At 64.5% G+C, this 13,086-nt stretch carries 10 protein-coding genes; 8 read left to right on the plus strand and 2 right to left on the minus strand.

What is annotated here, in order from left to right; all coding sequences use genetic code 11:
- Positions 1–3 precede the first annotated feature (3 nt).
- The 4 genes from BMY71_RS10610 (at position 4) to BMY71_RS10625 (ending at position 5,265) form a co-directional block, all read left to right on the plus strand.
- Positions 4–513, plus strand: coding sequence for a GNAT family N-acetyltransferase (locus BMY71_RS10610; protein ID WP_092683578.1), 510 nt, complete (start codon positions 4–6; stop codon positions 511–513).
- A complete protein-coding gene (cimA, locus tag BMY71_RS10615) occupies positions 510–2,108 on the plus strand; it encodes a citramalate synthase (protein WP_011502487.1) in 1,599 nt (532 codons plus the stop codon). Before BMY71_RS10610 ends, cimA begins: the two co-directional genes overlap by 4 nt.
- A 180-nt stretch (positions 2,109–2,288) precedes the next feature.
- Positions 2,289–3,845, plus strand: a complete 1,557-nt coding sequence (locus tag BMY71_RS10620; protein ID WP_175557647.1) for an acetolactate synthase large subunit — start codon at positions 2,289–2,291, stop codon at positions 3,843–3,845.
- A 10-nt stretch (positions 3,846–3,855) separates the two neighbouring features.
- Positions 3,856–5,265, plus strand: a complete 1,410-nt coding sequence (locus tag BMY71_RS10625) for an FAD-binding oxidoreductase (protein ID WP_092683582.1) — start codon at positions 3,856–3,858, stop codon at positions 5,263–5,265.
- Between the two features lie 39 nt (positions 5,266–5,304).
- Here BMY71_RS10625 and BMY71_RS10630 read toward each other — a convergent pair whose 3' ends face one another.
- Positions 5,305–7,380, minus strand: a complete 2,076-nt coding sequence (locus tag BMY71_RS10630; RefSeq protein ID WP_092683584.1) for a c-type cytochrome — start codon at positions 7,378–7,380, stop codon at positions 5,305–5,307.
- Positions 7,381–7,725: 345 nt separating this feature from the next.
- Positions 7,726–8,325 carry an LOG family protein gene (locus tag BMY71_RS10635; RefSeq protein ID WP_011502491.1) on the minus strand — a complete coding sequence of 200 codons (600 nt, stop codon included), beginning with the start codon at positions 8,323–8,325 and terminating at the stop codon, positions 7,726–7,728.
- A gap of 194 nt (positions 8,326–8,519) precedes the next feature.
- Between BMY71_RS10635 and BMY71_RS10645 the strand changes: the two genes are divergently transcribed.
- From BMY71_RS10645 to BMY71_RS10660, 4 genes are all read left to right on the plus strand, one after another.
- Complete coding sequence (locus BMY71_RS10645; RefSeq protein WP_092683586.1) at positions 8,520–10,475, plus strand: ABCB family ABC transporter ATP-binding protein/permease; 1,956 nt, start codon at positions 8,520–8,522, stop codon at positions 10,473–10,475.
- A 48-nt stretch (positions 10,476–10,523) separates the two neighbouring features.
- Positions 10,524–11,222, plus strand: a complete 699-nt coding sequence (locus BMY71_RS10650) for a phosphatidylserine decarboxylase (RefSeq protein ID WP_011502493.1) — start codon at positions 10,524–10,526, stop codon at positions 11,220–11,222.
- Positions 11,223–11,297: 75 nt separating this feature from the next.
- Positions 11,298–12,167 carry a CDP-diacylglycerol--serine O-phosphatidyltransferase gene (gene pssA / locus BMY71_RS10655; RefSeq protein ID WP_011502494.1) on the plus strand — a complete coding sequence of 290 codons (870 nt, stop codon included), beginning with the start codon at positions 11,298–11,300 and terminating at the stop codon, positions 12,165–12,167.
- A 153-nt stretch (positions 12,168–12,320) separates the two neighbouring features.
- Positions 12,321–13,040 (plus strand): RraA family protein, encoded by a 720-nt coding sequence (locus BMY71_RS10660; RefSeq protein ID WP_092683588.1) that lies wholly within the window; start codon positions 12,321–12,323, stop codon positions 13,038–13,040.
- The last annotated feature ends 46 nt before the right edge of the window (positions 13,041–13,086 follow it).

The following is a 13,086-nucleotide window of genomic DNA, read 5'->3' on the forward strand; positions in this document are numbered from 1 at the left end:
CTGATGAACGCGAATTCCAAACCGGCGCTGCGGCCGTATCTGCCCGAGGACTCCGAGATCGTCGCGGCGATCTTCGTCGCGGCGATCGAGCAACTCACGGCCGACGACTACAGTGAGGCCCAGCAGGAAGCCTGGGCGTCGGCGGTCGATGACGATGAGACGTTCGGTGCAAAACTCGCCTCGCAGCTCACGCTGATCGCGACGCTCGGTGGCGCGCCGGTGGGTTTTGCGTCGCTGCAGGGTGCCGATCACATCGACATGCTTTACGTGCATCCGGATTTCGTCGGACAGGGCGTCGCCGCGACGCTGATCGACGCGCTGGAAAAGCTCGCGGGTGCGCGGGGCGTTCCTGCGCTCACCGTCGACGCCAGCGACAATGCGGCCGATTTCTTCGCGCGGCGCGGCTATGCCGCGACCCGGCGCAACACCGTCACGATCAACGGCGAATGGCTCGCCAACACCTCGATGAAAAAGACGTTCGCGGATGTCGCGGCGCCGGGAGCGGATCAATGAGTCGGGAACGTTTGTATCTCTACGACACCACGTTGCGCGACGGCGCGCAGACCAACGGCGTCGATTTCACGCTGCACGACAAGCGGCTGATCGCGGGGCTGCTCGACGACCTCGGCATCGATTATGTCGAAGGCGGCTATCCCGGCGCCAATCCACTCGACACCGAGTTCTTCGCCACCGAGCAGAAGCTCGAGCGCGCGACCTTCGCGGCGTTCGGCATGACGCGGCGGCCGGGCCGCTCGGCCTCGAACGATCCCGGCGTCGCGCTGCTGCTCGACGCCAAGGCGGATGCGATCTGCTATGTCGCAAAATCGTCGGAGTATCAGGTCCGCGTCGCGCTCGAAACCACCAACGAAGAGAACATCGCCTCGATCCGTGACAGCGTCGCGATCGCCAAGGACAGAAGCCGCGAAGTTCTGGTCGATTGCGAGCACTTCTTCGATGGCTACAAGGAGAACCCGGCGTTCGCGCTGGACTGCGCCAAGGCGGCCTATGAGTCCGGCGCTCGCTGGGTGGTGTTGTGCGATACCAATGGCGGCACCATGCCCGACGAAGTCGAGGCGATCGTCGGCGAGGTGGTGAAGCATATCCCGGGCAGCCATGTCGGCATCCACGCCCACAACGACACCGAACAGGCCGTGGCCGTGTCGTTCGCCGCGGTGCGCGCCGGCGCACGACAGATCCAGGGCACGCTGAACGGGCTCGGCGAGCGTTGTGGTAACGCCAATCTGGTGTCGATGATCCCGACGCTGAAGCTGAAGAAGGAATTCGCCGACAGATTCGAGATCGGCGTGTCCGACGACAAGCTGGCGACGCTGGTGCAGGTGTCGCGCGCGCTCGACAATATTCTCGACCGCGCACCCAATCCGCACGCGCCCTATGTCGGCGGCAGCGCCTTTGTCACGAAAACGGGGATTCATGCCTCGGCGGTGATGAAGGACCCGCACACCTACGAGCACGTCACGCCGGAATCGGTCGGCAATCATCGCAAGGTGCTGGTATCGGATCAGGCCGGCCGCTCCAACGTGGTGGCGGAATTGTCGCGTACTACGATCGAGTTCGACCGCAACGATCCGAAGCTCGGCCGCCTGATCGAGAAGATGAAGGAGCGCGAGGCGGCCGGATACGCCTACGAATCCGCCAACGCTTCGTTCGATCTCCTGGCGCGCGGCACGCTCGGCAAGGTGCCGGAATTCTTCCGCGTCGAGCAGTTCGACGTCAATGTCGAGCAGCGCTACAACTCGCACGGCGAACGCGTCACCGTGGCGATGGCGGTGGTCAAGGTCGAGGTCGATGGCGAGACGCTGATCTCGGCCGCGGAAGGCAACGGCCCGGTCAATGCGCTCGACGTCGCCTTGCGCAAGGATCTCGGCAAGTATCAGAAGTACATCGAGAACCTGAAGCTGATCGACTATCGCGTCCGTATCCTCAATGGCGGCACTGAAGCGGTGACGCGCGTGCTGATCGAGAGCGAGGACGAACTCGGCGAGCGCTGGACCACGATCGGCGTATCGCCGAATATCATCGACGCCTCGTTCCAGGCGCTGATGGATTCGGTGGTCTACAAGCTGGTGAAGTCGAACGCGCCGGCGTGAGTATTGCGGCGGCGCAATTGCCGCCGTGACCGGCGTCGCCGTCCATCCGTTGTTTCCGTAAGCGCGTACCGCTCGCGCGGTGAGCCTTGTCGTATCGTCGCAGTTGTCATTGCTGGTCCGCGCTGACAACATGTGTGCAATCAAACACACAAAATGCGACAGGGACAGGGAGACGGTTCAGTGGGCGACACCATCAACGGTGCACAGTCGGTTGTGCAGACGCTGGTCAATTGCGGCGTCGAAGTCTGCTTCGCCAATCCCGGCACCTCCGAGATGCATTTCGTCGCGGCCCTGGACACGGTCAGCGGGATGCGGCCGGTGCTGTGCCTGTTCGAAGGCGTCGTGACCGGCGCCGCCGATGGCTACGGTCGGATCGCCGGCAAGCCGGCGGTGACCCTGCTGCATCTCGGACCCGGTCTCGCCAACGGCCTCGCTAATCTGCACAACGCCCGCCGCGCCGCGACGCCGATCGTCAACATCGTCGGCGACCACGCCGCGCATCATCTGCAATACGACGCACCGCTGACCTCCGACATCGTCGGCTTTGCTCGTCCGGTTTCGAACTGGATCGTCGAGTCGAAGAGTGCAGGTGCGGTCGCCAGCGACGTTGCGCGCGCGGTGCAGGCGGCGAAAGCTGCGCCGGGCGCAATCGCAACACTGATCATGCCCGCCGACGTTGCCTGGAACGCCGCGGCGCGCGCCGCGCAGCCGCTCGTCGATGATGGGCCGGCGCGCGTGCACGCTGATACGATCGAGGCCGTCGCGAAGCTGCTGTCGAACGGCAAGAAGTCGGCGCTGTTGCTACGCGGCAATGCGTTGCTGGGCGCGGGACTTGAAGCGGCAGGGCGGATCCAGGCGAAATGCGGCGCCCGGCTGATGTGCGACACCTTCGCGCCGCAAACCGAACTCGGCGCCGGCCGCGTGCCGCTCGAGCGCATCCCGTATTTCTCGGAACAGATCACTGCGTTCCTGAAAGACGTTGAGCAATTTGTGCTGGTCGGCGCCAAACCGCCGGTGTCGTTCTTCGCCTATCCGGGCAAGCCGAGCTGGGGCGCGCCCGACGGCTGTCAGTTCGAGTATCTGGCGCAGCCGCACGAGGACGGCGCGCAGGCGCTGCATGACCTCGCCGCCGCGCTTGATGCGCCGGCGGAGCCCAAGACGCGCACGCAACTCGCTTTGCCAGATCTGCCCAAGGGCAAGCTGAATTCGCTCGGCGTCGCGCAGGTGATCGCGCATCATACGCCCGACCACGCGATCTACGCCGAGGAAGCAGCGACGTCGGGCCTGCCGTTTCAGATGATCGTGCCGCGGGCGCGGCCGCATACGCATCTGCCGCTCACCGGCGGTTCGATCGGGCAGGGGCTGCCGCTGGCGATCGGCGCGGCGATCGCCGCACCCGACCGCAAAGTGGTGTGTCCGCATGGCGACGGCGGCGCGGCCTATACGATGCAGGCGCTGTGGACGATGGCGCGAGAGCAGCTCGACATCACCGTCGTGATCTACGCAAACCGGTCCTACGCCATTCTCAATGTCGAATTGCAGCGCGTCGGCGCGTCGGGTGCGGGATCGAAAGCGCTGTCGATGCTCGACCTGCACAATCCGGAAATGAACTGGATGAAGATCGCCGAAGGCCTCGGGGTCGAGGCGAGCCGCGCCACCACGGCGGAGGAGTTCGCCGCGCAATACGCCTCGGCGATGAGCCAGCGCGGCCCGCGCCTGATCGAAGCGCTGATTTGAGGCGACCGCAATGTCCATTGATCTCGTCACTGCACTTCGAACCATCGTCGGCGACGGCGGCGTGCTCGACGCCGCCGAACTCGGCAAACGCTCGGCCGGCACTTATCGGTTCGACACGCTGAAAGCCGGCGCATTGGTCCGGCCAAGCTCGACGCAGCAGGTCTCCGATATCCTGCGCTGGTGCCACGCCAACGGCGTATCAGTCGTTACCCATGGCGGGCTGACCGGTCTCGTGCACGGCGCGGATGCCGATCCGGGCGAGGTGATCCTGTCCCTGGAAAGGATGCGCGCGATCGAGGACATCGATCCGCAGCAGCGCACCGCGACGGTGCAGGCGGGCGTGGTGCTGCAGACGTTGCAGGAGGAAGTCGACAGGCACGATCTGGCGTTTCCGCTCGATCTCGGCGCGCGGGGCAGCGCGACGCTCGGCGGCAACGCCGCGACCAATGCGGGCGGCAATCGCGTGATCCGCTATGGCATGACCCGCGACATGATCCTCGGCCTCGAAGTCGTGCTCGCCGACGGCACCGTGCTGTCGTCGCTGAACACCCTGATCAAGAACAATGCCGGTTACGATCTCAAGCAGCTGTTCGTCGGCTCGGAAGGCACCCTCGGCGTGATCACGCGGCTGGTGCTGAGGCTGCGGGAAAAGCCGCTTGCCACCAACATGGCGTTGGTTGGGTTCGACAGCTTCGACGCGGTCGCGAAATTTCTGAAGCACATCGACCGTTCGCTCGGCGGCACGCTGTCGGCGTTCGAGGTGATGTGGCAGTCGTTCTACCGGCTGGTGACGACGGCGCCGGCGAAAGGCCGACCGCCGATCTCGCAGGATCATGCCTACTACGTGCTGGTCGAAAGCCAGGGCGCCGATCAGGAGCTTGATACGAGGCGCTTCAACGCGGCGATGGAGGCCGCGCATGAGGCGGGACTGGTCGCGAACGCCGCGATCGCGCAATCCGAACAGGATTGCCGGGCGTTCTGGGCGTTGCGGGACGACGTCGGTCAGGTGCTGCAGGGCGGGATGCCGGTGGTGTTCGACATCTCGCTGCCGATCGCGGCGATGGAAGGCTACGCCGACACCCTGCGCACGACGCTCGCCAGCGAGATCGGCGAGCACAGGCTCTGGATCTTCGGCCATCTCGGCGACGGCAATCTGCATGTCGTGGTGCAGGTCAAGCCGATGGACTATCTCGCGCTCCGCCCGAAGATCGAAGCGCTGGTGTATCGGCCGCTGGCGGCCTGCAACGGTTCGGTCTCGGCCGAGCACGGCATCGGGCTGGAGAAGAAGCCGTATCTCTGCGTCAGCCGCAGCCCCGCAGAGATCGCGCTGATGCGCACGCTGAAGGCCGCGCTCGATCCCAAGGGCATTCTCAACCCGGGCAAGATCTTCGATCGCCATCCCGCGGCCGGCGCGGACTGATCCGACGCCGGTCGTTGGAGAGTAGCGTCTTGGACGCGATCAGTAGCGCGCGTCCTTCGGCTTTGGATCCTTCGGCCAGTCCTTGACCTTGCCGGCGAAGTCCGGCCGCTCCATGTGGGTGAAATACTCCGCGACGTCGATCGCCTCCTGATCGGTCAGGCCGCCTTGCCCGAGCGGAAACTTCTCGTGCGTGCCGATCGGCATGTTGCGCTTGACGAAGGCCGCGGCGGTGAAGGTGCGGGCCATGCCGGCCCCGATGTTGAACGAACGCTCGCCCCACAGCGGTGGATAGACCAGGCGTCCCGCGGCGTCCTTCAGGCCTTCGCCGTTCTGGCCGTGGCAGACAGCGCATTGCGCCGCGTAGATCGTCTTGCCGTTCTCGGGATTGGGCTTCAGGCTGGTGTCGACCTTGCCGACGCCGCGTCCCGCCACCTTGTCTTCCGGCTTGGTCGCGCCCTTCATCCAGTCGAAATAGGCCACCATCGCCTTCATATCGGCGCCGTCGACCGGCAGCGGCTTGCCGTTCATCGAGCGCAGGAAGCAACCGTTGATGCGGTCCTCCAGCGTGATCTCGCGACCGGCGCGCGGCGCGTAGCTGGGAAAGAACGCCGAGACGCCGACATAGGGGCTGCCGTCCGCAACAGTTCCGGCGTTGAGGTGGCACGAGGCGCAGTTGAGATCGTCGCCGACATGGTTCGGCAGCAGCGCGCGCGTCTCCGCGTTGAGCCGCATGCCACGAACCAGTTGGGCGGCGTTCGGCTGCGACAACAGATCGGCGATGCGCGGAGTCTCGAACAGCGACTTGTCGATCTTCGGATCAAGCTCGGCGCGCGCTGCCGCCACCTGGGCGGTGCTGACCGGCCCGGCGCCTTCGCCCCAGCTCTCGCGCACGAAGGACAGGATTTCGGCGATCTCGCGATCGGCGAGGCGGGCGAAGGCCGGCATCGTCCAGACCCGCGGGTGGGTGGTGGTCGCGGTGGTCTTCCAGCCGGTCAGCGCGATATGGACCAGCGTCGCCGGGTCTTTCGCGGTGACCGTCGGATTGCCCGCGAGCGGCGGGAATACGCCTCTCACACCTGCGCCGTCGGGGCGGTGGCAGTCGGTGCAGAATTGTGCGTAGCCGAGGCCGCCGCGGCTGGTGAAGGTGTTCGCAGGCGCTTCGGTCGAGACGATCCGCGGCTCGGCCTTGGGACGGTCGGAGGGCAGCGCCTTGAGATAGGTTGCGATCGCCGTCAGATCGTCATCGGCGAGGTGCTGCGTCGAATGCAGGATGACTTCGGTCATGCTGCCGGAAGCGGTGGCGAAGCGGTTCTGTCCGGTCTTCAGCAGCTCGACGGTGTCCTTGACGGTCCATAGATCGCGCAACTCTACGGCATTCCAGTTCTCGACCTTCGCGCCGGCAAGATAGAAGCGCCCGTCCGGACCGGCGTCGCTCATCGCTTTCTCCTGGAAAGCGATGCCGCGCGGCGTGTGACAAGCGCCGCAATGGCCGAGACCCTGGACCAGATAGGCGCCGCGGTTCCACACGGCGTCCTTCGCCGGATCGGGTTTGAACGGCGTCGCGTCAAGAAAGGCGACATTCCAGGCGGCGAGGCCGACGCGCATGTTGAATGGAAACCGCATCTCGGCTGCGCGATTGGCTTTCTCGACCGGCGCGACGCCCTTGATGAGATAGGCCCAGAGCGCCTTCATGTCCTCGTCCGTCATCTTCGCGTAGGACGGGTAGGGCATCGCCGGATACAGGTTGTGACCGTCGGCGGCCACGCCTTTGCGCATCGCGCGGTCGAACGCGCCGAACGACCATTGCCCGATCCCGGTTTTCGAATCCGGCGTCACATTGGTCGACCACACCGTGCCGAACGGTGTCTCCAGCGCCCGGCCGCCAGCCATGACAGGACCGCCTTCGGTGGTGTGGCAGGCGACGCAATCGCCCAGTCGCGCGACGTACTCGCCACGCGCCACCAGTGCGGGATCGACAGTGGCGCCGAAACCCGGATCGTTGCGTTCGATCGGCGGGGGCTGCATGACCCAGGCGATCGCGCCGCCGATCGCAACGATGGCGACCGCAGCGACGATTCCGAAGCGTTTGACGAGCTGGCTTTTGTTCGCAGTCATGAGTTTTTGGATTCCGGTCGTTTCTTTTTTGGCGGGGAGGTCAGGCGGGGCAGAGGGGAGCACCTCGGCACGATCCCCCATGGCAAACTCTCAATCTCACATCATCGATTTGCTGATTTGAGCCAGCGCAAGCGAAGCGCACTCGGCAGAGGTCCGAGTTGCCGCGATGCCATTGAGAAGCCGCCGTGACGTCACGAGCGACCGTCACAGACAGCATCAGCGAACGCAGATGGGTTGATTGACGATAGCGTTTTCGAGCGAACTGGATGCCGGTTCGCGTCAAGAAAACGCGTCAGAACATCAAGTTAGAGCTTCGGTTTTGATTCAATCAGAACCGAAAAAGCTCTAAAGGCGCCGCGCGATTTCCGGCGGCATCGTCCTGGCACGTTCAGGCGCCGCCGCGGCGCGCAGCTTCGGCAAGATTTCGCTGACGGAATTGGCGGTGAGGACCTTGACCGAGAGCGACGCGCGGATGAAAGCGGTCTCGGTCATATGCGTCAGCAGCCCGAGCAACGGGTCCCAGAAGCCGTCGATATTGGCGATCAGGATCGGCTTGGTGTGGCGGCCGAGTTGCTGCCAAGTCATCTGCTCGACAAGTTCCTCGAGCGTGCCGATACCGCCAGGCAACGCCACGAAAGCGTCCGAGCGTTCGAACATCAGCCGCTTGCGCTCGTGCATGTCGTCGGTGACGATCAATTCCTGGACTCGGTCGAGTGCAATCTCCTTGGTGCGGAGAAAGCCCGGGATGATCCCGGTGACCGTGCCGCCGTGGTCCAGCACCGCATTGGCAACCGCGCCCATCAGCCCGATCGCGCCGCCGCCATAGACCAAGCTCACGCTGCTCTCGGCGAGGTCCTTGCCGAAGGCTTGGGCCGCCTCGATGAAATGAGGATTGGTGCCGGGGCCGGAGCCGCAATAGACGCAGACTGTTTTGATTTCGCTCATGCTCGCGATGTGGCACCGCAGGATCACAGCGTCAAGACGGTCGTTGAGGTTTGCGCGGCGCAACAGCCTGTTATGACGGAAAGAATCGTCATCTCGGGGTGCACGGCGGGGGCGAAACACTATATGAAGGCGGACCCGACGGGATTATCCCTCCGCGGCCGCGTTCCGGCCGTGGGCTGCTTCAGGCATGATTAATGGCTCACCCACATTCGCACTCGCAGAGCGGCCCCGCGGCCGCGATTCCTGAGGACGCTGTCGCGCAGAAGGCGACCTTGGGCGGCACGCTGGTGCACCTGTGGCCGTATATCTGGCCGGGCGACCGGGTCGACCTGAAGATGCGGGTGTTGTGGTCGGTGGTGCTGCTGCTCGTCGCCAAGGCGGCGACGCTGATTGTTCCGTTCACGTTCAAATGGGCGATCGACGCGCTCACCGGCGCCGACACCGCGCCGATCGAGCCTTCGAACTGGATGCTGTGGCTGTTCGCTTCGCCGCTTCTCCTGACGTTGAGCTACGGTCTGGTGCGGGTGCTGATGGCGTTGCTGACGCAATGGCGCGACGGCCTGTTCGCCCAGGTCGCGATGCATGCGGTACGCAAGCTCGCCTATCGCACTTTCGTGCACATGCATGAATTGTCGCTGCGGTTTCACCTCGAGCGCAAGACCGGCGGCCTGACGCGGGTGCTGGAGCGCGGCCGTCTCGGCATCGAAGTGATCGTCCGCATGGTGATCCTGCAACTGGTGCCGACGATCGTCGAGCTGACGCTGGTGATGGGCGTGCTGCTGTGGCAGTTCGACTGGCGGTACGTCGCGGTGATCATGGTCACCGTCGTGGTCTACATGTTCTATACCTACAAGGCGACCGAGTGGCGGATCGCGATCCGGCGACGGATGAACGATTCCGACAGCGACGCCAACCAGAAAGCGATCGACTCGCTTTTGAACTACGAGACCGTGAAGTATTTCGGCGCCGAGGAGCGCGAGGCGCGGCGTTACGACAAGTCGATGGAGCGCTACGAGGACGCCAGCGTCAGCACCTATACGTCGCTCGCGGTGCTCAATGCGGGGCAGGCGGTGATCTTCACCTGCGGTCTGACGGCGACGATGCTGATGTGCGCCGTCGGCATCCGCAACGGCACCAACACCGTCGGCGATTTCGTGATGATCAACGCGATGATGATCCAGTTCTATCAGCCGTTGAACTTCATGGGCATGGTGTATCGCGAGATCAAGCAGGCGATCATCGACATCGAGAAGATGTTCGCCGTGCTGTCGCGCAATCCCGAAGTCCAGGACAAGGCCGACGCAAAGCCGCTGGTGGTCACCGACGGCGTGGTGAAGTTCGAGGATGTACGCTTCGCCTATGACCCGTCCCGCCCGATCCTCAAGGGCCTCAGCTTCGAGGTTCCTGCCGGCAAGACGGTTGCGATCGTCGGGCCTTCCGGCGCCGGCAAGTCGACGATTTCGCGGCTGCTGTTCCGCCTGTACGACGTCTCAGGCGGCCATATCCGGATCGATGGTCAGGATATTCGCGACGTCACTCAGACATCGCTGCGGGCGGCGATCGGCATGGTGCCTCAGGACACCGTGCTGTTCAACGACACCATCCGCTACAACATCCGCTACGGCCGCTGGAACGCCTCCGACGCTGAAGTCGAAGAGGCGGCGCAGACCGCGCAGATCGACGCCTTCATCAAGGCGTCGCCGAAGGGTTACGAAACCGAAGTCGGAGAGCGCGGCCTGAAGCTGTCGGGTGGCGAGAAGCAGCGCGTCGCGATCGCGCGAACCGTTCTCAAGTCGCCGCCGATCCTGGTTTTGGACGAAGCCACCTCGGCGCTCGACAGTCATACCGAGCACGAGATCCAGGGCGCGCTGGAGCGTGTGTCACAGAACCGCACCTCGCTGGTGATCGCGCACCGGCTTTCGACAATCGTCGGCGCCGACGAGATCATCGTGCTCGATCAGGGCCGGATCTCGGAGCGCGGCACGCACGCCCAACTGCTTGAACATGGCGGCCTTTACGCGAGCATGTGGAATCGGCAGCGCGAGGCCGAAGAGGCCCGCGAGCGACTGGCGATGATTGGGGACCAGGATTCACCGGTTCGTTCCGCCATCATCGACGATGATCTGGCAACTTCCGCGGCGGCAGAGTAATCGTGTTGCAGCATCCGGCTATCCGCTTTTGAAGTTAGGGGACTTCCCATGTCCGTCGTCAAATCCATCCGCGCCCAGATCCCGCCGATTCATCGGGAAGGCTATCCGTTCATCGGCGCGTTCGCGCTTGCCACCCTGGTTCTGTTCCTGATTTGGGCCCCGCTCGGCTGGATCGGCACGGTGCTGACGATCTGGTGCGCGCTGTTTTTCCGGGATCCTGTGCGCGTCACGCCGGTGCGTGAGGGCCTGGTGGTGGCTCCCGCTGACGGGCGCGTCTCGATGGTGGTGCAGATGATCCCGCCGCCGGCGCTCGGGCTCGGCGACAAGCCGCTGCCGCGCGTCTCGATTTTCATGAGCGTGTTCAATTGTCACGTCAATCGAAGCCCGGTCGCCGGCCGGGTCGAGCGGATCATCTATTCTCCGGGCAAGTTCATTAACGCCGAACTCGACAAGGCCAGCGAGGACAATGAGCGCAATTCAATGGTGATTTCGACCCCCGCAGGGCAGATCGGCGTGGTCCAGATCGCCGGTCTGGTGGCGCGTCGGATCGTCTCGTTCGTGCGGGAAGGTCAAACGCTGGCGCCCGGCGAGCGGTTCGGCCTGATCCGGTTCGGCTCTCGGCTCGACGTTTACCTGCCGGAAGGCGCCAAGCCGTTAGTGTCCGAGGGGCAGACCGCGATCGCCGGAGAAACCGTGTTGGCGGACTTCAATCTCGGCGACGGCGGCCGGACCTACCGGGCCGATTGAGATTTCTCGGGTATCGGCCCGAAGGCCGCCACGATGGCGGCCCAGGCTGAGGGTTGCTAGATCAGGGCGATGCCAATGCAATTCGACCAGAAACCTCCCGAAATGCCGCGCCGCCGATTCGGTCCGATTCCGGTGCGAATGCTGGTGCCGAATGTCATCACCCTGCTGGCGATCTGCGCCGGCTTGACGGCGATCCGGCTGTCGACGGAAGGCCGGATGGAGCTCGCGGTCGCGGCGATCGTCTTCGCCGCGGTTTTGGACGGCATCGACGGCCGCGTCGCCCGGATGATCAAGGGCCAGTCGAAATTCGGAGCCGAACTCGACAGCCTCGCCGATTTCGTCAATTTCGGTGTGGCGCCGGGTCTGATTCTGTATTTCTGGCAGCTGAACGACCTCAACAATGTCGGATGGATCGCGGCGATGATCTTTGCGATCAGCGGCGGCCTGCGGCTGGCGCGCTTCAACGCCACGATGGACGACCCGAACAAGCCCGCATTCGCAGCAAATTTCTTCACCGGCGTTCCGGCCCCCGCGGGGGCCATCACGGTGCTGCTGCCGGTGTACATGGCGTTCCTCGGCGCGCCGACGCCGCCCGCGGTTCTGACCGCGATTTATACGTTGCTGATCGCCTTCCTGATGGTGTCGCGGCTGCCGGTGTTCTCCGGCAAGACCGTGAGGATGAGGGTGGCGCCCGAGATGGTGCTTCCGCTGTTCGTCTCGGTGGTGCTGTTTATCGCGTTGCTGATCGGCTATCCGTGGCACATCCTGTCGGCGTGCTCGGTGCTGTATCTGCTCAGCCTGCCGCTCGGCTGGCGATCCTATCGCGATCATCAGCGCAATGCCGCCACGCAGGTGGCTCCTGTCGCTGCAGCCCCCGGCAACAATCCGACGCTGGTGGTCCCGGAACCGCCGCAGCAGGACGATCGGCCCACGCGGTTGAACTGAACATTTCTGCGTGTCAGCTAACGCAGGTCTGCAGGCGGTTTGAACGTGTGCCCTTGGGGCGCTCCATGAAATTCGCTATAGGCGGGTGCGTTAGCTCGGTCTGAACGGCCTCCGCGATGAGACGGCCGGGTCCGGGGACGCTGGAGGAAACCCGTGTCTCAGCCCAAAACCGAAGCGCTGCCTGCAGCCGTTCTGGAAGCTCTGGCGCGCTATGACACCCCGACCATCTGCAATGCGATGGAGATCGTCGCGCCCGAGCGCCGCGCCATCGGCTTCACCACCCGCCCGCTGATTTGTCCGTTTCCGCAACTGCCGCCGATCGTCGGTTACGCCCGCACGGCGACCATCCGCGCAACGGTCGCCTCCGACCTGCCGGCGGCCGAGCAACAGGCGAGGCGCATGGCGTATTACGAATATGTCGGCTCCGGCCACGGCCCGCGCATCAGCGTGATCCAGGACATCGACGGACCCGACGCCGGCTTCGGCGCGTTCTGGGGCGAGGTCAACAGTGCGGTCCATAAGGCGCTCGGCTGCGTTGGCGTGGTGACCGACGGTTCGATCCGCGACGTCCCGCAATGGGCGCCTGGATTCCAGGCGCTTGCCGGCTCGCTCGGACCGTCGCACGCCCACGTCCACGTCACCGGCTTTGCCGCCGAGATCCGTGTCGCCGGCATGACGGTGCGGGACGGCGACCTGATCCACGCCGACAGCCACGGAGCGATCGTGATCCCGCATCACCTCGCGGAGGAGTTGCCGGCAGCGGCCGAACTATGCGGGCGGCGGGAAGTGCCGATCCTGGAGATCGCGCGCGATCCGTCTTTTTCGTTGCAGCGGTTGCGCGAGGCGATGATCCGGTCCGGGGAGATTCACTAAGTATAAGTACCTGGTCGCCCCCAAATAGTTATCAAAAAGTTGACGC

This window comes from Rhodopseudomonas pseudopalustris, from assembly GCF_900110435.1.
GTDB classification, from domain to species: domain Bacteria; phylum Pseudomonadota; class Alphaproteobacteria; order Rhizobiales; family Xanthobacteraceae; genus Rhodopseudomonas; species Rhodopseudomonas pseudopalustris.